At 70.6% G+C, this 17,862-nt stretch carries 17 protein-coding genes; 15 read left to right on the top strand and 2 right to left on the bottom strand.

All coding sequences use genetic code 11. From position 1 onward, the window contains the following. Nucleotides 1-177: 177 nt before the first annotated feature. Complete coding sequence (locus R6U01_RS10775; RefSeq protein ID WP_410286461.1) at nucleotides 178-1,446, top strand: MFS transporter; 1,269 nt, start codon at nucleotides 178-180, stop codon at nucleotides 1,444-1,446. Between the two features lie 592 nt (nucleotides 1,447-2,038). Here R6U01_RS10775 and R6U01_RS10770 read toward each other — a convergent pair. Continuing rightward, on the bottom strand, nucleotides 2,039-2,737 hold the full coding sequence (locus R6U01_RS10770) for a phosphoglycerol geranylgeranyltransferase (protein ID WP_410286460.1): 699 nt from the start codon (nucleotides 2,735-2,737) through the stop codon (nucleotides 2,039-2,041). Between the two features lie 291 nt (nucleotides 2,738-3,028). On the opposite strand from R6U01_RS10770, the gene R6U01_RS10765 reads away from it, so the two are divergent. The 12 genes from R6U01_RS10765 (at nucleotide 3,029) to R6U01_RS10710 (ending at nucleotide 15,805) form a co-directional block, all read left to right on the top strand. Continuing rightward, nucleotides 3,029-3,619, top strand: a complete 591-nt coding sequence (locus R6U01_RS10765) for a hypothetical protein (protein WP_410286459.1) — start codon at nucleotides 3,029-3,031, stop codon at nucleotides 3,617-3,619. Between the two features lie 90 nt (nucleotides 3,620-3,709). Next, nucleotides 3,710-4,222: a hypothetical protein gene (locus R6U01_RS10760; protein WP_410286458.1), complete on the top strand. Its 513-nt coding sequence runs from the start codon at nucleotides 3,710-3,712 to the stop codon at nucleotides 4,220-4,222. A 33-nt stretch (nucleotides 4,223-4,255) separates the two neighbouring features. Then, on the top strand, nucleotides 4,256-6,181 hold the full coding sequence (locus R6U01_RS10755; RefSeq protein WP_410286457.1) for an ATPase, T2SS/T4P/T4SS family: 1,926 nt from the start codon (nucleotides 4,256-4,258) through the stop codon (nucleotides 6,179-6,181). After that, on the top strand, nucleotides 6,178-7,989 hold the full coding sequence (locus R6U01_RS10750; RefSeq protein WP_410286456.1) for a type II secretion system protein: 1,812 nt from the start codon (nucleotides 6,178-6,180) through the stop codon (nucleotides 7,987-7,989). Before R6U01_RS10755 ends, R6U01_RS10750 begins: the two co-directional genes overlap by 4 nt. 57 nt (nucleotides 7,990-8,046) lie before the next feature. Beyond that, on the top strand, nucleotides 8,047-8,535 hold the full coding sequence (locus R6U01_RS10745; protein WP_410286455.1) for a hypothetical protein: 489 nt from the start codon (nucleotides 8,047-8,049) through the stop codon (nucleotides 8,533-8,535). Continuing rightward, nucleotides 8,516-8,956: a hypothetical protein gene (locus R6U01_RS10740; protein WP_410286454.1), complete on the top strand. Its 441-nt coding sequence runs from the start codon at nucleotides 8,516-8,518 to the stop codon at nucleotides 8,954-8,956. The genes R6U01_RS10745 and R6U01_RS10740 overlap by 20 nt, the downstream gene beginning before the upstream one ends. Beyond that, nucleotides 8,953-9,651 carry a hypothetical protein gene (locus R6U01_RS10735; protein WP_410286453.1) on the top strand — a complete coding sequence of 233 codons (699 nt, stop codon included), beginning with the start codon at nucleotides 8,953-8,955 and terminating at the stop codon, nucleotides 9,649-9,651. The genes R6U01_RS10740 and R6U01_RS10735 overlap by 4 nt, the downstream gene beginning before the upstream one ends. 74 nt (nucleotides 9,652-9,725) lie before the next feature. After that, nucleotides 9,726-12,923 carry a hypothetical protein gene (locus R6U01_RS10730; RefSeq protein WP_410286452.1) on the top strand — a complete coding sequence of 1,066 codons (3,198 nt, stop codon included), beginning with the start codon at nucleotides 9,726-9,728 and terminating at the stop codon, nucleotides 12,921-12,923. 42 nt (nucleotides 12,924-12,965) lie between these two features. Then, nucleotides 12,966-13,424 (top strand): DUF5791 family protein, encoded by a 459-nt coding sequence (locus tag R6U01_RS10725; RefSeq protein WP_410286451.1) that lies wholly within the window; start codon nucleotides 12,966-12,968, stop codon nucleotides 13,422-13,424. Then, on the top strand, nucleotides 13,421-14,347 hold the full coding sequence (locus R6U01_RS10720; protein WP_410286450.1) for an NAD-dependent epimerase/dehydratase family protein: 927 nt from the start codon (nucleotides 13,421-13,423) through the stop codon (nucleotides 14,345-14,347). The genes R6U01_RS10725 and R6U01_RS10720 overlap by 4 nt, the downstream gene beginning before the upstream one ends. 81 nt (nucleotides 14,348-14,428) lie before the next feature. Next, entirely contained in the window at nucleotides 14,429-15,604 is a 1,176-nt protein-coding gene (locus tag R6U01_RS10715; protein ID WP_410286449.1) for a DHH family phosphoesterase, read from the top strand. A gap of 69 nt (nucleotides 15,605-15,673) precedes the next feature. Continuing rightward, nucleotides 15,674-15,805 (top strand): hypothetical protein, encoded by a 132-nt coding sequence (locus R6U01_RS10710; protein ID WP_410286448.1) that lies wholly within the window; start codon nucleotides 15,674-15,676, stop codon nucleotides 15,803-15,805. 55 nt (nucleotides 15,806-15,860) lie between these two features. Here the strand turns inward: R6U01_RS10710 and pan1 are convergent, their stop codons facing one another. After that, nucleotides 15,861-17,078, bottom strand: a complete 1,218-nt coding sequence (gene pan1, locus R6U01_RS10705; RefSeq protein ID WP_410286447.1) for a proteasome-activating nucleotidase Pan1 — start codon at nucleotides 17,076-17,078, stop codon at nucleotides 15,861-15,863. Between the two features lie 140 nt (nucleotides 17,079-17,218). On the opposite strand from pan1, the gene R6U01_RS10700 reads away from it, so the two are divergent. After that, the gene (locus R6U01_RS10700) at nucleotides 17,219-17,482 is read left to right on the top strand and encodes a MarR family transcriptional regulator (RefSeq protein ID WP_410286446.1); all 264 of its coding nucleotides are present in this window, start codon (nucleotides 17,219-17,221) and stop codon (nucleotides 17,480-17,482) included. A 63-nt stretch (nucleotides 17,483-17,545) separates the two neighbouring features. Next, nucleotides 17,546-17,821 carry a hypothetical protein gene (locus tag R6U01_RS10695; protein WP_410286445.1) on the top strand — a complete coding sequence of 92 codons (276 nt, stop codon included), beginning with the start codon at nucleotides 17,546-17,548 and terminating at the stop codon, nucleotides 17,819-17,821. Nucleotides 17,822-17,862 lie beyond the last annotated feature (41 nt).

The raw sequence follows: 17,862 nt of genomic DNA, 5'->3' as shown, positions 1-17,862 counted from the left end.
TGTCGACAACACGATGACAGAAGGCTACGGGCGAGAGAGCGAATCGACCGTCGAACAGGTGCGGAAACGTGGCAGAGTTCGGGTCAGGGGACCCGTCAGCGCACAGTACCGGTTACTCGATCAACCGACCGGCCAGCTCGTGAGGTGTGAGCGTGGCTCGACCGTAGGGGGCGAGCGATGACCGGTGGCGCGTTCGAATCGTTGGATCCGGTCGTCAAGCGAGTGATAGCGAAGTACGGGGTGTTCCGAGCGTTCAGCAGTGCCGGGTTCGCGACGCCGTTTTTTGTCGTGTTCATGCTCGGAAACGGCGTGACGTACACCGACATCGCGCTCGGGACCGCACTGATGGCGGCCGTAGTCGTGTCGCTTGAGGTTCCGTCCGGGTACTTCGCGGACGCGTTCGGTCGTCGCAGAACGATGTTCCTCAGTCAGATGTTCTTGGGACTCGGAACTGTCGGATACGTCGTCTCAGACGGAACGCTCGACGTGTCCCTGACGTACCTCGCCTTCGGAGTGGGTGCGGCCCTGAAATCCGGCGCGGGGACGGCTTGGTTCTACGACAAGCTCAAAGAGTACGACGAACAGGAGAAGTTCGCGGCGGTCAGCGGAACGCTCGGTTCCTACGTCAAATACGTCTCAGTGGCGACGATGCTGGGAGGGGGAGTCCTCTACGTCGTCGAACCGGTGGCCGCCATCGCGGTCGGAGCGGCGACAAATCTGCTCGCCGCACCGATCGTGTTGTCCCTCCCGACGAGTCGGAACGCGGAGGGCGACGAGGGGATCGGTCCGCGTGACGCCGCCCGTCTCACGGGGGACTATCTGCGCACCCCAGCCGTCCGGACACTCCTCGTGATCGCCGTGTTGGCCTCGGGTGCGCTGTACACGGGGAGTAAGTACATTCAACCGGCGACGTTCGGAGCGATTCCGGAGGGCGGGTATTCGGTAGCTGGCGTCGCCGTGCCCGCCGCGCTCCTCGTCGCCGCGACGTACGGCGCGTTCGAACTCGGGTCCGGTCTGGCGCTTCGATACGCCGAGACCGTCCGGTCGCGTCTGGGACTTGGCGGCGCGGTCGCGCTCGCCTTCGGCGGGAGTGCGGCGTGTATGATCGTCCCGCTGGTTTCCCCCGCGTTGACGATCCCGGCGGTCGTCGGAATGATGTCCATCCAGAGCCTCGCATCGCCCGGTGTCACGCAGTATCTCAACGAGTACGCCGACTCGGCCGCGCGGGCGACGATCAACTCGGCGAAGTCATTCCTCAACTCGCTACTTCGGATACCGATCATGCTCGGGAGCGGTGTCGTGGCCGACGCGCTGTCTCCGACGGTCGCCTTGGCCGGAGTCGGAGCAGCGTTTCTCCTGCTGGCCGGATGTGTCGTTTTGGGTGACCGTCCAGTCGTAGCGAACTCGTCGTCAGCCGTCGAGACGACGTCGTCTCCGGGCGGCTGATCGCACGACTAAGGGCGGGTACGACCGGCGCGCTGACGACCCGCTCTCGCCGACCGTCAAGTGTGCGTTCGAGCAGCGGCTCGTCGATGCCGCTCAACGTCGATAACGTAAGATTCGGATGATTCAGACGGGGAATTTCAGTATTCAGGACGAAACGTGTGAAACTGCCGGTTGATAGGAGTGCTTATAAGACGGTTGTTTCGGAGGGAGGGATTTTGAAATGGGTGTCACTACTGATACGCTGATCGGGACGGCCGAAGCCCCAGCCGGGAGGCTGCCCCTTCGAATCCCACCCACAGCACCGCACCTCACGCCTCCCCAGCCTCGTCGGTCGCCGTCGCTTCGCTCCGGCGACCGACTCCCTCGCGCGTGCTCCTCGCGGCCGCCTCCGGCGGCGCGCTCGGAGGCACGCGCCACCGCATAGATCCAGCAGATCGAGCGCTACATCACCTGTATTGAGCATCCGCGAGCGAAGCGAGCGGTTCACCGCCGGCTCGGCGTTCGCCTCGCCGGCGGCTTTTTCCCTCCAGGTTTTTCGAGGAGCGGTTCCGGAGCGAACGGAGTGAGCGAGGAACCCGACGAGAAACGGTGGTCAGGCGTCTTTCGCGCCCTTTACGGTCTCGCGAACCGCGTCGACCCCTTCGTCGTGGAGCAGGTCGCCGACGACGATCACGTCGCTGTGGGCGGCCATCTCGTTCGCGGACTCGTAGTCTGAGATTCCGCCGCCGTAGAAGAGGGTGGCGTCGTCGAGCGCGTCGTGGGCGGCCGCGACCTTCTCCGTGTCGCCGAAGGCCCCCGAGTACTCGATGTAGATTATCTCCTGGCCGAACATGCGCTCCGCGACTTTCGCGTACGCCTCCACGTCGTCCGCCGCGAGGTCGCAGTTCGCGTTCGTCAGCTTCGCGACCGCAGCCTCGGGGTTGAGGACGATGTACGCTTCCGTGTGCGTTCGTTCCCAGTCGAGGTCGTCGATGCGGACCCATTCCTTGTGCGCGCCGGTGATCCAGAACGGGCCGCCGGCGTTGAACACGGTCGGGATCAGGTAGCCGTCGAGCGCGGGCGAGTCGATGACGACGCCCGGATTCGACGGTTCCTGGTACAGCGGGACGTCGTACTCGGCCGCGGCGTCGACGACGCGCGTCATCTTCTCCGCGGTGATGTCGAGGGTCCCGCCGATCTCGATCGCGTCGGTACCGGTGCGGCAGACGTCCTCGAAGGTCTCGCCGTCTCGCAGCTCCTTGTCGGGATCGACCTTCAGCACGTGGTCCCAGTCGTCCCACGGGTTGCTCATCGGAAACGACTCCACCGGGCGGCACCAAAAAGGTGCGGAACCTGCGCCGTTCTCACAGCGGGTGGTCGAACTCGTGGTCACCGCCGCCGACGCGGCCGTTCACGCGCGACCGACGAGGGCCGTCTCGAGCGGGCGCGGGTCGGAGCGCGCCGCCGATCGGGTCGCCCGCGAGCGCTCCGGCACAGCGTCGAGCCCGTGCTCGGCTACCGACCCGAGGAGCTAGCGGGCACCGCAACGGTCGGAACACGCCCGCCCCGAGACTTAAGTACGAAATCGCGGCCAGTCGGGGGTATGTCGAACGCCACCAACGAGAGCGACCGGCGGTCAGACCGCGGAGCGCGCCTGTCCGCCGCCGACGCCGGAGGATCGGACGGGATCAACGACGCCGACCGACTCGACGAGCGCCTCCGCGCGGTCGAACGCGCCCTGACCGGGTCCGACGCGACCGTCGCGGAGATCGGTGACGACGCGGCGGCCGCGGCTGAGCGCGAGGCGCTGGAGTCGCGGGTGTCCGATCTCGAATCCCGCGTCGAAGAGCTGGAGGCCGCGACGCAGGCGATCAGGGGATACGTCGGGTCGATACGGGCCGTCAACCGCGAGGTCGAGCGGCGGGCCGACCTCGCGCTGGCGAGGGCGAGTTGCGACGGGGACGGCGCCCCCCACACCGAGGTCGAAAGTGAGACAGCCTCCGACGGCGCGGGCGGTGGCGTCCCCGCCGACGCGGTGCCGAGTGAGCATGCCCTCGACGCTGCTCTCCCGGCGGCCGACGCCGGTCGAACCGCCGCGTCGGCGACGACCGACGCGGGCGGGGCGAGCGAGAGCGGCGCCGCGGACGGTTCGTGGCGAGACGAGGCGCTGAACCGGCTCCGTGAGTCCCTGTAAGTCGGACCGCGCGGTCGAACCGAAACGTGCGATCGAACCGGATCGCCCGACCGAACCGAAACGCCCGTTTCGGACCGAGGCGGACGGAACGTGATCCGCGTCGTCCTCACGGTTCTCGTCGCCGTCGCCCTCCTCGCGGCCGCGACACCGGCCCTGGAAGACGCCCGAGCGACCACGACCGCCGAGCGGCTCGATACGGAGGCAGACCGCCTCGAACGAGCCGTCGGAAGTCTCGTTTCGGACTCCGTGAGCGTCGCCGATCCGGCGGTCGCCGCGCGAACGACCGTGACCGTCCGCGTGCCGAGCGGGTTCGGCGCGGCGTCGGTCGACCGTGTCGCGCTCGTGGAGACCGACGGGATCAGCGCGGCGGACGCCACGGCAGCGGAGACGGCACCGGCGGACGTCGACGAGGCGACCGTCGCGCTGCGGTACCGGATCGACGGCGGGCCCGAACGGGTCGTGCCGATTGCGCCTGGGAGCGTGGACGCGGCCCTCACGCTCGACGGGGAGACACTCGCGCTCCGCCCGGGCGGAGAGAGCCGACTGGCACTCCGGTTCGTCGACGACGGCGGGCCCACCGTTCGGATCGCCAGAGTCGGATGAGCGCTTATATACGATGACGGAAGCAGGCCCGCCGTGAACCTCGATTTCCCCTCGCTGCCGCGGATCGACGGCGGCGAGACCGCGCTGCGATCGCTGCCGTGGACCGACGCCGACCGCGATTGCCGATGCGACCCGTCGTTCCGTGAGCCGGTCGGGACGGGCGTCGGCGACCGAGTCGTGCTCGCGGTCGACGCCGAGGACTGCCCCGGCCGCGGCGACCTCGCCGAGAGCCCCGACTGTCTGGCGACCGTCGTCGAGGCGCTCTCCGAGCGCGACGCCGACGTGATCAGGACTCACCACCGGGGGCGCGAGCGGGCCTACGCCGGGCGGGCCGCCGCGTGTCTGGTCGCGGCGGGTCGATTCCGCGATCGAGTCGGATTCCACGAAACACGGCTGGCCGACCGCGTACTTCGGGATCCGGTCGGCGCCGCCCGGGAGGCGGCCGGACGCGGGGGTCCGCCGGCCCGGATCGTCGCGGAGACGGGGCTGGCGGCCGTCGTCGACGGGGCCGACGAGATCGGAGACGTGCTCCGGGCGCACGTAGGCCCGCGAATCGCGGCCGCGCGGATCGCGACCGCGCCACCGCCGGAGGCGGCCCTCCTCGACCGCTGGGAGCTCGACACCGGAGCGATCGTCCGGCTGTACGAGGGGTCGGGACCGCTCCGAACGTACCACCTCACGCCGCCGGTTCGGGAGCTCGACGACGGGGCGATCGAGCGGCTCGAGGCCGCCAAGCGACGGCTGCTCGACCGGTCGACGGGCGACGATAGGGCACCCGGCCGCGCGGTTCGGGCGGTGGCCGAGGAGGGCGATCCGCTGTCGACGCTCACCGAGGTGCTCCGCCGTCACACGCGCGGCTACGGCGCGTTCGAGCACGTGTTCGCCGACGCCCGGGTCAGCGATGCGACGCTGTCGGCGCCGGTCACGAAGAATCCGCTTCGCGTCGTCGTCGACGGCGAGCGCTGTCGGACGAACGTCAGGTTGCCGCCCGAGGGAGCCGCCACGCTGGCCTCCCGTCTCCGGCGGACCAGCGGACGGGGGTTCTCCCGGGCGAGCCCCACGCTCGACGCGACCCTGGAAGCGGTTGCCGGTCGCGTTCGCGTTGCCGCGACGACGGACCCCGCGAGCGACGGGCTCTCGTTCGCGTTCCGCCGGGGCGACCCGGACGCGTGGACCCTCGCGCGGCTCGCTGACGCGGGGACGATCACTCCGACGGCGGCCGGGCTCCTCTCCGTCGCCGTGGAGCGCGGCGTGACGGGTCTCGTGGCCGGCGGACGCGGCGCGGGGAAGACGACCGCGCTCGGTGCCCTCTTGTGGGAACTCCCCGCGGAGACGCGGTCGATACTGATAGAGGACATCCCCGAACTCCCCGTTAGCGCCATGACGGCCGCCGGCCGAGACGCACAGCGGCTCCGCGTCGGTGACGGGGCAGAGCCGTCGCCGAGCGACGCAGTCCGGACGGCGCTCCGCCTCGGCGGCGGCGCACTCGTCGTTGGGGAGGTACGGGGCGAGGAGGCGCGGGCCCTCTACGAAGCCATGCGCGTCGGCGCGGCGGGCGAGACGGTACTCGGGACGATCCACGGCGAGGACCCGGCCGCCGTCCGAGAGCGAGTTATCTCCGATCTGGGCGTCTCGTCGTCGTCGTTCGCCGCGACCGACCTGATCGTCTCGCTCGACAATCACCGCGTCGACGGGATCGTCGAGGTGCTCGACCGCGACGACGGGACCGCGTTCGCCACCCTGTTCGAGCGCACGACGGAGGGACTGACGCCGACCGGACGAATCGATCGCGGCGAAAGTCGACTCGTCGAACGAATCGGGGGGACCAACGAGTCGTACGCGGCGGCCAGGGCCGTCGTCGAGGAACGCGGCGAGCGGATCCGCGAGGCGCTCGCCGCCGGTCGGACGGATCCGGAGCGATACGCGGATTTCGTCGGGAGGGGCGGTGAGTCCGAATGACGGAGTCCCGCGAGCACACGGGAGACGCCTCGCCGCACCGGCGATCGACCGATGACGCGCGCGGCTCGTCGGAGCTGCGACGCGCGATCGCGTTCCTCGGCTGGGAGATCTCGGCCGACCGGATCGTCGAACTCGGCTACCGGATCGGGGTCGGCGTCGGCCTCGTCTGTGTCGTCGCGTTCACGATCGGCGTCGGCCCTCTTCGGGGATTGCTCGCCGGACTCGCCGGCGGATTGGCGGCGACTCACCTGGTTCATCGGACACCGGTGCAGATCGCCGAACTCCGGCGGACGCGAGCGCTCGGAGCCGCGCCCGGACTCGTCGGCCGTCTCGTGTTGCGAATGCGGCTGGATCCGTCGGCGGAGCGCGCCGTCAGGTTCGCCGCCCGCACCGGGGACGGACCGCTCGTCGAGGGGTTGGCGCGACGCGAGCGCGGGAGCGCGGCCGGGCCGACGAGCGGGCTCCGCGCGTTCGCCCGCGAGTGGCGGCCGTGGTTCCCCGCAATCGACCGCGCGGCCGCGCTGGTCCGGACGGCGGCGTCGGCCCCGGCGGAGCGGCGGGGACGCTGTCTGGACCGCGCGCTCGACGCGACCATCGCCGGGACGACCGACCGGCTCGCGGCGTTCGTCGGCGAGATTCGAGCACCGGTTTCGGCGCTGTACGCGTTCGGGGTGCTCCTCCCGCTGGCGCTGATCGCCCTGCTGCCGGCGGCTGCCGCCTCCGGCGTTCCGATCGGTTCCGGCGTCGTCGCCGTCGGGTACCTCGTCGTGCTTCCCGCCGGGCTGCTCGCCGCGTCGACCCGGCTGCTCTCGCGCAGACCGGTCGCGTTCCCGCCGCCGTCGATCGACGGCACCCACCCGGACGTGCCGGAGCGAGCGTGGCAGGCCGCCGCGGCCGGTACGGTCGCGGGAACGGTCGCGGCCGCGGTCGCCGCGCGGTTGGTCGCCGGATGGACCGCGCCCGTGGCCGGTGTCGGGGTCGGGAGCGGAGCGGCGCTCCTCGTGGGTGTACGACATCGACGGGCGGCGCTCGCGGAGATCCGCGCCGTCGAACGGGGACTGCCCGACGCGATGACCGTCATCGGCGGCGACGTGGCCGAGGGCGTCGCCGTCGAGACGGCGGTCGCGAACGCGGGCGAGCGTCTCGACGGCGCAACCGGCGACCTGTTCGAGCGCGCCGGCCGTCGGAGCGAAACCCTGCGCGTTGGCGTGCGAGAGGCGTTCCTGGGTCGAGGCGGCCCGGCCGTTCCGGTCCCGTCACCGCGGGTTCGCGGAGCGGTCGCCTTGCTCGCCGTCGCCGCGAGAGAGGGTCGGCCCGCGGGCGACGTACTCCTCGAACTCGCTGACCAGCTGGAGGAACTGCGGGCGCTCGAAACCGACGCGCGTCGCCAGTTGGCGACCGTGACGGGCACGCTGACGAACACCGCCGCGGTCTTCGCGCCGCTCGTCGGCGGCGCGACGGTCGCGCTCGCGACGGGGATCGATACCGTCGACGCCGGCGGATTGAGCGCCGGCACGGACGCGATCGGACTCGGCGGAGCGAACGGCGTCTCAGGCGGAGCGGGCGGCGTCGAGGCGACCGCGTCCCACGAGAGCGGGCCCGGTGGCACGGGAACGATCGCCGTCCTGGTACTCGGGCGGATCGTCGGCGCGTACGTGTTGATCCTCGCGGCGCTGCTCACGGCGCTGGCGACCGGGCTAGAGCGCGGCTTCGACCGGACGCTCGTGCTCTACCGAGTGGGGATCGCGTTGCCCACGGCGACGACGACCTACCTCCTCGCGTTCGCCGGCGCGGGAGCGCTCCTGTAGCGCTCGGCCGGCGTCCGCGGGCGATTGCTTAAGTACTAAGCCGCGGCCAGCCGCCCCGTGTTCGAGACTCACCTCGATGCGACGTACGCCTGGCTCGGTCTCGCCGTGGTGAGCGTCGCGACGGCCGGCGTCGCCGCGACGCTTCCCGCGTCGCCGCCGCCGGACGCGACCGGCGTCGCCCACACGATCGAAACGGTCGCCGACGGGGAGTATCCCGCGACGGCGGAACACGGGCTCGCTGCGGATCGGATCCGTCTCACGCCCCGATCGGTCTCCCTCGAGGGGGACGGTGGAAGCGCCCGAACGCCGCTGCGTGTCCGACGTATAACCCCGGTTCCACCGGGTGGCGGTGCCGAGAGCGACGACTACAGCCTCCGGCGAGTGCTCGACGGCGTCCCCCCGGACGCCGCGTTCGACGACCCCGAGGCGCTGGCGACGGCGGCGAGGCGTGCGCGGACCGCTGACCACGAGTGGCGGTCTGCGCCGGAGCGGCTGACCGTCAGACGGGTTCACTACGGAGAGGTACATGTCACGCTCGTCGGGTAACCCGTTCGACGCCGAGAGCCCGACCGCGGACCGCGCCGCGGTCGAACCGCTCGCCGCGCTCGTCGCGGTGCTGGCCGTCGGTGCGGCGTTGGGACTGTACGCCGTCGCACTCGACGACGCGACGATCGATCGGCAACGGCCGAGCGCCGAGACGTCCCTCGATCGGGTCGAGCGGACGGTGACTGTGGGGGGTGTCGTGGAACCGAGTCGGCTCCGTGACGTCAGAGAATTTCGGCACCCGACGACGGTGACGGTGGTGACCGACGAGAGGAGCTGGCGAACCGAGTCGGGTGACGACGCACCAGCGGCGACGGTAGCAGGTGCCGGCGATTCGAGCGCCGTCGCCGAGCGACCGGTGACCGTGCGAGTCGGGCCTGGGCGAAACGTTCGCGGGACGGTTCGCGTGGTGGTCCGCCGATGACGAGTACCGTGCTCGACGTGACGGTCCTGCTCCTGTGCGTGTCGGCGAGCGTCGTCGCGCTCGGGGACGCCGGAAACGGGGCCGGAGTTCAGGGTCCGACCGCCGACGAGGTGGCCGACCGACTGGTGACCGAGACGGTGACCGTGCGATACCCGGCGCCCGAGGGGGCGAACGGCACCCGCGGAGTCCACGCAACGCGGGCGGAACTGCTCGCGTTGCTCGTCGCGGACGGTGGGGTGACGGATTCCGGAGCCGACACCGACGGAAGTTACAACGGCGAAGACGAGAGTTCGTTCGAGTCGCGAGCGAGGAACGCGGTCGCCGCCGGGATCGACGACCGGACGCGGATCGACGTGACGATTCCGACGAACGCGAACCGCGAAGAGACGTCGACAGAGCCGACGAGTCACCGACCCGCCGCGAATCAGCGCGGCGGCCGACAAACGGTCGGTCGGATAGCCACGTCCGGAGACCCGAATGCGCCTCGGTCATCGCCGAACAACGGCCTTCACGTCGATCTCGACGCATCCCAGAACGAAACGGGCCGGTCGACGGCGCCGAGAGACGGAAGAACGATAGCTGTGGGACCCGAGCCGCCGCGAAACGCCGACGTCGCGACGGCGGTCGTCACGCACCCCGAACCGAGCGAGTCCGCGGCGGACGGCCCCGTCAGAATCGTCGTGCGGAGGTGGTGAGCGTGCCGAGAGACGACCGACGAGAGTCCCGTGACGACCGCGGGAGACGAGGCGGGCGGAGCGGACGTCGATTCGTGGTCGACGAACGGGCGCGCGTTCCCTTCGCGCTGATCGGTGTGCTGCTCCTCGTGACGAGCACGACGTACGCCGCCGGACTCGCGGATCAAGGGCTCGTCGGCGAGGACCGGAGCGTCGAGCGGGCCGTCGAACGCGTCGACGCGGACACGACCGCAGCGCTGCGAACAGCGGCGCGCGAGGCCGCGCACGACGCCGCCGCCGAGCCGGTGACGCGGGCGCCCGAGGCCGATACCGGAACCGGTGCGGTGCGCGAGGGGACGGCCTTCACGGACGCGTTCCGGATCCGGCTCGCGGTCGCCGGCGCGGACGCGCTCTCCGCGGTCGCCGCCGACGTCGGATCGGTGACTGCGACGACGACGCTGCCGCCGGTCGACGATCGGGAGGACCTCTCGGCGGCTCGCGACCGCGTCCGCGTCGAACCGGGGGCGAACGGAACGGCGACGCGCGTGACCTTCGAGGGAGTCACGACGACCGCGACCCGGAACGGGCGGACGGTCGTGAACCGAACGGAGGACAGGACCGTCGTCGTGGCCGTGCCGACGCTCGCCGCTCACGAGCGGACGGAGCGGTTCGAGGACCGACTCGGGCGCGACCCGGTAGCGGGACCGGGGCTCGGTCGACAGCTCACCGCCAGCCTCTACCCGACGACGTGGGCCCGAGGATACGCGCAGTACGCCGGGGCGCCCGTCGAGAACGTCCTCGCGAACCGCCACGTGGAGCTGTCGACGAACGCGGGGATCCTCCGGACCCAACGGGACGTCTTCGGGACGAGCGATCCGGCCGCCCGCGGCGGAGTGGCGAGGGCGACAGCGCGGACTGGGGTGACCGACCTCCTCTCGCCGACCGGCGTCCACGAGGCCTCGTGGACCGACGCCGTGTTGGACGCGCCGACGCCGACCGGGTCCGATGAGTCCGCGACGCCGCCGGACGCCCAGACGGAGAGGGTCGGAGAGCGGAGCGAGGATACCGCGTTCGAGCCGGACAGTGATCGGACCGACGAGGAGACGTCGGTCCCGATCGGACACGCGGCCGACGTCGGAGCGGTCCGCGTCCACGACGACCTCGACGATGTTGTCGAGGGCGCGTACCGGGTCGAGGCCGACGTGGAGACCGAGACGGCACAGGTCGCGGACGGCGGACGCCTTGCGCCGCCGGTCCCGGACACCGCGGCAGCCGGAGAGTGGGAGCGCGTCGACGTGTCGCGTTCAGAGCGGCTGACGGATGTCTCCGGGAGCGACGTCCCCCGAGGAGTCCCAGCGGGGACCGTCGCCCCCGAAGAGCCGGTCTCCTTCGGAGAGGCGGATCGCGTGGTAACGGTCGAGCGCGACGCGACGGCGACGTGGAAGCGAGAGGTCGTAGAACGGGCGCCCAACGGGAGCGTCGTCGACCGCACGGTCCACCGGACGACGACGTCCGACGAGGCGACCGACCGCTATCGGGTCCGCGTCTCGGTGACTGGGCGGCACGCGCCGACCGACGGCGCGCCCGACCGGCCCGCCGCGACGTTCGGGGGCGGGAGCGCAGACGACGTCACAGACCTGCGCGGGACGCCGACGGCCGCGCGCTCGACGCTCGGCGTCGACACGACGGCCGGCGTGGACCGGCTGGCACGCGACGCGGTCCGGAGCGGCGACGTCGACGACGCGACGGTCGTTCGCGGGTCGCCCTCGGACGCCGAGCGAGACCGCATGGCGGCGGACGTCGCCGCGCTCGCCGCGACGGTTCGGGAGTTCGAGACCGAGGCGTCGATGGAGGCGGCGGCGGTCGGCGAGGCGGAACCGTACGCCGACCTCGCCGACACCGTCCGGGACCGTCGCGCGGCCCTCGTCGACGCGCCGGCGACGTACGACAGTGCGACCGATCGTGCGGGGGTCGCTGCCCGCGCGGCGTACGTCGATGCCGTCGTCGCGGAGTTAGAGAGCGCCGCGGAGGACCGCGAGCACGCGACGACCGACGTTCTCGACGATGTGAACGAAGCCCTCGGCGGTCCCTCCGTCGGTGAGGCGATCGCCGCTCGCGAAACCGCGAGGGATCCGGGCACCCACACGGTCGCCGGCGACGGTCCGGGGGGTGCGGTGACATTCTCGCCGCGCGGCTCGCCGGGGTATCTCCCGCGGACCACGGTCGAGGGCGAACGGACGGACGGCGCGAGCGAGGCTTCGGTGCGACCGCTCGCCGTTCGGAACGTGAACTACGCCACCGTCCCGTACGGGGAGGCGTCGAGCGGGATCGTGGACCGTCTCCTCGGGGCGGGCGAGACGGTTCGAGTCGGCACCGCCGGGCGCGCGCTCCTGCTCGCCGACGAGGCGCTGGACGCGGGCGACGACCCGGACCTCCGTGCCGACCGAAACGCGCTCGAGGGGCAAGTCGATGAGTCGCTCCGCACCGTCGACCGCGAGCTCGAAGACGCGCTGCGGGATCGGACCTCGCTCACGCGCGAGGAACGGCGCGACGCGATCGGCGAGGCCGCCGCCTCCTACGACTCGACGGGCCACCGAGCGGCCGCGGTCGAGGACGGGGAGTACGCCGAGCGGATCGCGGCCGAGGCCGCCGCCGCCGACGACCTCTCGACTGCGGCGGAGACGTCGCTGACCGCACACCTCCGCGTCGCGACGCGGAACGCGGCCGCCCGGGACGACGCCCGCGTTCCGACGCGGTTCGTCGAGCCGCCGGCGAAGGGGGCGCGCCTCCTCCTCCGAGATCGCATGGAGAGCGCGATCGAGGACGAGGCGGCCAGGGCGGGTGAGGCGGCGACCAGAGAGATCGGAGACCGGGCGGCCGAGGAGCTCGGCGAGGAGTGGTCGCTAAAGCCCGCCCGGAGCGTCGGGGCGGGGGTGCCGGTCGCGCCGGTCCCGGGGTACTGGATGGCGACGGTGAACGCGTGGCGCGTCCAAGTCCGCGGTGAGTATCCCCGGTTCGCGCTGCGCGCTGACGTCGGCACGCCGACGGAGCCCTTCGAATACGTTCGAGAGGAGGGCACTGTGACCCTCGAGCTCGACGAGGAAACCGTGCAGCTCGGTGCGACGGAGCCGGTTCGGTTCGAGACGGGGACCGTCGTCGCGGTCGCGGTGCCGGCCGGCCCGCCGGGCGTCGGAGACGTCGACGGGACCCGCGACGAGACCTCCGCCGGGTGGCCGTGCCCGGGCGCGACGGAGGAGTCGCCGGAGGGAGACGAGGAGTGTTCGGTCCCGTAAGCCGACCGCAGCCGTTTTGAGAGACGCCGACCGAAAACGACCATGTTTCACGAGGTCGTCGAAGACGGGACCGTGTCCGGGGGCGGTGAGACTCCCGACGCGGACGAAATCAGGTCGACAGCGCTGCTGGCCGCGTTCGAGGCGCTGGTGAGCGAGTCGGTGGCCGAGGCCGGACGCGGGCGCGTCGCCGACGAGACCGGCGTCGACGAGGCGTCGATCGAGGCGGCCGCCGGCGGCGACGTGGCGGAGCTCAGCGTCACCGACGGGGCGGCGATCGTCGCCGTGACGGCCGACCGCGACGCCGAGACGATCGTCGCGGAGCTGCGAGACCACCTGCTACTGGGAATGGCGACCGCGGTGCTCGACGTCGACACCATCGCGGCGGGGATCGACGCGGATCTCACCGGTCAGGAGGTCCAGCAGGCCCTCGAGGGACGCGCCGGGATGACGCTGGAACAGCTCGCGGAAATCATGGCAGTTATCGAGCGGCGCAAGCGATGAGGGTCGTCGTCGTCGGATGCGGCTACGTCGGCCTCGAACTCGCGGCGCAACTCGCCGCGCGCGGTCACGCGGTGACGGGCGTGCGTCGGTCGGACGCGGGCCTCGACGCCGTGGAGGCGGTCGGGGACCACCCCGATGACGGCACCGAAGGAGCCGTCGACGCGGTGCGCGCGGACGCGACCGATCCGGCGTCACTCGACGTGCTGCCCGACGCGGACGCCGTCGTCTTCGCGGCCAGTTCGGGCGGTCGCGGGGCCGAGGCGGCCCGCGAGGTGTACGTCGACGGCCTCAGGAACGTGATCGAGACGTACGCCACGCGGTCGTCGCCGCCGGACAGGCTCGTGTACACCTCGTCGACGGGCGTGTACGGCGACCACGACGGCGGGTGGGTCGACGAGGAGACGCCGCTCGACCCGACGACAGAGAAGACGCGAGTCCTCGCCGAGGCGGAACGGATCGCCCTAGAGGCGGCCGACAACGCCGGAATAGACGGAACCGTCGCCCGGTTCGCGGGGCTGTACGGTCCGGACCGCTACCGACTCGACCGGTACCTCAACGGACCTGTCACTGCGGGATACCTCAACATGGTGCACCGGGACGACGCCGCGGGGTCGATCCGGTACCTCCTCGAAACGGACCGCGCGCGCGGTGAACCCGTCGTGGTGGTCGACGATGAACCGGTCGACAAGCACGCGTTCGCCGACTGGCTCGCCGACGAGTGCGGCGTGTCACGGCCAGAGAAACAGTCGAAAGCCGACCGGATCGCGGCCGGTAACCTCTCTCCGGCCGCCGAACGACGGATCCGCACGAGCAAACGCTGTTCGAACGACCGCCTGCGCGCGCTCGGCTACGAGTTCGCGTACCCGACGTTTCGCGAGGGGTACCGCGACGCCGTCCGGTCGTTCCGCGCCGCCGAAGAGTGAGCGCGGCCGCGGATCCCGTCGTCGTCGGTTGGTCGGAACGGTGACGAACCTTCATGTATAGGGAGGGAGTGTCGGCGACACATGTGGAGCCTGAGTGGGAACGACGAGCGGTTCTCGCAGGCGGAGGCACTCGCCCGAGAGAACCCGGAGCTGACGGCCGTCGCGCTCGTCGTCGCACTCGTCGTGATCGTCGGGGGGTACTTTCTGTTCCGCACTCGCTGGACGACCGGGGGGCGGTTCCGTCGACTGCTCGCCGATCAGGACGAGATCACGGTGTTGATGCACCCGAATCCCGACCCGGACGCGATGTCGGCCGCCCTCGGCGTCGCGTCGCTCGCGTCGCAGGTCGACGTCGACGCGACGGTGCAGTATCCCGGACAGATCCGACATCAGGAGAACCGCGCGTTCCGCACGGTCCTCGATCTTAACTTGGAGCCGATTTCGCACGTGAGCGACCTCGCCGCGGAGTCCGTCGTCCTCGTCGATCACAACGAGCCGCGCGGGTTCGCTGGCGCGGACGGCGTGCTTCCCGTCGCGGTCGTCGATCACCACCCCGGCGACGGCGCCGGGGAACGGTTCACCGACGTCCGCACGGATTACGGCGCGACCGCGTCCGTCGTCGCGGAGTACTTCAAGGAGAACGGGGCGACTCCGGTCCCGCCGGACAAGCACGCGAGCGAGACCGGCAGCGACCTCACGCTCCCGACGGACACCGCGACCGGACTGTTGTACGGCATCCTCGCCGACACCAAACACCTCACGGTCGGCGCGAGCGAGTCGGACTTCGCCGCCGCCGCGTACGTGTACCCCGGCGTCGACCAGGACTGCCTCGACCGGATCGCCAACCCCGCGGTCGACGCGGAGGTGCTGGAGGTGAAGGCGCGGGCGATCGCGGGACGTCGCATCGAGGGGTCGTTCGCGGTCGCCGACGTCGGCGGCGTGAACAACGTGGACGCGATTCCGCAGGCTGCCGACGAGCTGATCCAGCTCGAAGGCGTCAGCGCCGTCGTCGTGATCGGCGAGCGAGACGGGACGGTCCACCTCTCCGGGCGCTCCAGGGACGATCGGGTCCACATGGGTAACGCGATCGAGTCGGTGCTGGCGGACGTCGAGAACGGCAACGGAGGCGGCCACTCGCGGATGGGCGGCGGTACCATCGCGCCGAGGGTCGATCCGACCGGTGAGGAGGGGTCAAAGCCCATCAACCGGGACGAGCTCGCCGACGCCCTCTTCCGGGCGATGGCCGGCGACGTGTGAGTCGCCGGGACGCGGGAGCGTTTCGACCTCGGGTGTCAGTTTTAATTACCGGGCCGCAGAGGAGACGGTATGGACGTTGATATCCCGACCGAGGACGGCTGGCGCGCGCTCGCCGGCGTCGGTGTCGGGTACGCGCTCGCGACCGGACTGATATTCATCCTGCTGTTCGTCGTTCCGTACCTGGTCGTGCGGGGGATGTAGCCGCAAAAAAACGGTCCTGGTCGCCCGGAAAACCGATCGCGGTCGCCCGGAAGCGTCAGGCGAACGCGAGCGAGTCGTCGGCGCCGCTCTCGTCGTCCTGCTGGAGCTTCTCGTGGGCCTCGAGGAAGTCGTCGAGCGTGACCTCGGTGCGGTCGTCGCGGATGGCGAACATCCCGGCCTCCGTGCAGATGGCCTTGATGTCGGCACCGGACGCTTCCGGGGTCATCTCGGCGAGCTCGTCGAAGTCGATGTCGCTCGCGAGGTTCATCTTCCGGGTGTGGATCTGGAAGATGATCTCGCGACCGTCGGTGTTCGGCTTGGGCACCTCGATGAGCCGGTCGAACCGACCCGGGCGGAGGATGGCCGGGTCGAGCATGTCGAAGCGGTTGGTGGCGGCGATGATGCGGACCTCGCCGCGCTCGTCGAAGCCGTCCATCTCGGAGAGCAGCTGCATCATCGTCCGCTGGACCTCGGCGTCGCCGGAGGTCTTCGAGTCCGTCCGCTTCGAGGCGATCGCGTCGATCTCGTCGATGAAGAGAACGGCCGGCTGGTTCTCGCGAGCGACCTCGAACAGGTCGCGGACGAGCTTCGCGCCCTCGCCGATGAACTTGTGGACGAGCTCGGAGCCGGCCATCTTGATGAACGTCGCGTCCGTCTCGTTGGCGACGGCCTTCGCGAGCATCGTCTTCCCGGTGCCGGGCGGACCGTAGAGGAGAACGCCACTGGGCGGCGTGATCCCGACGTCCTCGAACATGTCCGGGTGCTCCAGCGGCATCTCGACGGTCTCGCGGACCTCCTGCATCTGGTCTTCGAGCCCGCCGATGTCGGCGTAGGTGACGTCGGGCGAGTGCTCGACCTGCATCACGCGAGCGCGCACGTCGGTCTCCTTCTCCAGCTTCTTCACGACGGACAGGGAGTTGTTGACCGCGACCCGGTCGTCGGGGTCGAGCTTCTCGCGCATCTCGGCCGTGATCTCCGTGAGCGCCTCCTGGTTGTTGCCGTGCTGTTTGATCACGGCACCGTCGGGCGTGATCTCCTGTACGGTCGCCACGAACAGCGGGGACTGCTTCAGCTTCTTGTTCTCGTGAGTGAGCCGCTCGAGCTTCTGCTGGTACTTGTTGTTCTCCGCGTTCGCGTCGAGGAGCTTGTCCCGCATCTCCTCGTTCTGTGACTCCAGCACGTCGAGTTCCTCTTGAAGGGACTCGATCTTCTCCTGTCTCGACGCCGCGCCCTCGTCGTAGGGCAGATCGACGTCGTCGACGGTATCGGTCATTGTCCGTAATAAGGCGTCTCGCGCGTAAGAGGTTTCGGGTGGGGGAGAGTTCGACCGGTCGGAGCCGAAATAAAATACTCAGAAGTAATAAAAAAGGATAGTAAATATTATTTAACGGCATGAGCTACAGGGAGGTACGCATGAGTACCACCGACGCCGTCGCCGCCGACGAAGACGTCACGGACCGCTGGAACGCCGTCCGCGACCTGCCTCCGAGCGCGAAGCTCGTGGCGAAGGTCCTCGATTACAACGACACGCTGACGCAGAGCGAACTCGCCGAGGAGACGCTGCTCCCGCCCCGGACCGTCAGATACGCGCTCTCACGGCTGGAGGAGGAGGACGTGGTCGACTCGCGGTTCTCGTTCGCCGACGCGCGAAAGCGGCTGTACACGCTCGCGGTGTGAGCCGGCAGGAACGCCGCCGACGCGAGGGCGTCGCCTTATCGCCGATGCCGACACAGAGGCGGCATGGTCTCGACTACCGCCGTCAAACGAGCGCTGGCCGCGCTGGCGACGCGCACCGACACCGCGACCCGGCCGTACGCCGCCGTGATCGACGAGGCCGAGGCCGCGAGAGCCGACCTGCGGCGCGCCGCCGGATTCGTCGACTCCGTCGGACTCGATGGGCTGTCCGAGGCGGTCGCTTCCGCCGAGTGCCACGGTGACGAGTCCGCGGCCGAACGGGGTCGCGCGGCGCTGGCCGCCTACCGAGACCTCCGCGAAGCGGCCGGTGGTGAGCGATGAACGGCGGCCGAATCCCCGAGCGATGAACGGCGGCCGAATCC

The sequence above is a fragment of the Halorubrum sp. genome, from assembly GCF_046498025.1.
GTDB lineage: Archaea > Halobacteriota > Halobacteria > Halobacteriales > Haloferacaceae > Halorubrum.
This window is presented reverse-complemented; position numbering and strand designations above follow the sequence as displayed.

Coding starts and splice junctions, on each gene's coding strand:
- R6U01_RS10775 (WP_410286461.1), top strand. CDS start 178: ATGACCGGTGGCGCGTTCGAATCGTTGGATCCGGTCGTCAAGCGAGTG.
- R6U01_RS10770 (WP_410286460.1), bottom strand. CDS start 2,737: ATGAGCAACCCGTGGGACGACTGGGACCACGTGCTGAAGGTCGATCCC.
- R6U01_RS10765 (WP_410286459.1), top strand. CDS start 3,029: ATGTCGAACGCCACCAACGAGAGCGACCGGCGGTCAGACCGCGGAGCG.
- R6U01_RS10750 (WP_410286456.1), top strand. CDS start 6,178: ATGACGGAGTCCCGCGAGCACACGGGAGACGCCTCGCCGCACCGGCGA.
- R6U01_RS10740 (WP_410286454.1), top strand. CDS start 8,516: ATGTCACGCTCGTCGGGTAACCCGTTCGACGCCGAGAGCCCGACCGCG.
- R6U01_RS10735 (WP_410286453.1), top strand. CDS start 8,953: ATGACGAGTACCGTGCTCGACGTGACGGTCCTGCTCCTGTGCGTGTCG.
- R6U01_RS10725 (WP_410286451.1), top strand. CDS start 12,966: ATGTTTCACGAGGTCGTCGAAGACGGGACCGTGTCCGGGGGCGGTGAG.
- R6U01_RS10720 (WP_410286450.1), top strand. CDS start 13,421: ATGAGGGTCGTCGTCGTCGGATGCGGCTACGTCGGCCTCGAACTCGCG.
- R6U01_RS10715 (WP_410286449.1), top strand. CDS start 14,429: ATGTGGAGCCTGAGTGGGAACGACGAGCGGTTCTCGCAGGCGGAGGCA.
- R6U01_RS10710 (WP_410286448.1), top strand. CDS start 15,674: ATGGACGTTGATATCCCGACCGAGGACGGCTGGCGCGCGCTCGCCGGC.
- pan1 (WP_410286447.1), bottom strand. CDS start 17,078: ATGACCGATACCGTCGACGACGTCGATCTGCCCTACGACGAGGGCGCG.
- R6U01_RS10700 (WP_410286446.1), top strand. CDS start 17,219: ATGAGTACCACCGACGCCGTCGCCGCCGACGAAGACGTCACGGACCGC.
- R6U01_RS10695 (WP_410286445.1), top strand. CDS start 17,546: ATGGTCTCGACTACCGCCGTCAAACGAGCGCTGGCCGCGCTGGCGACG.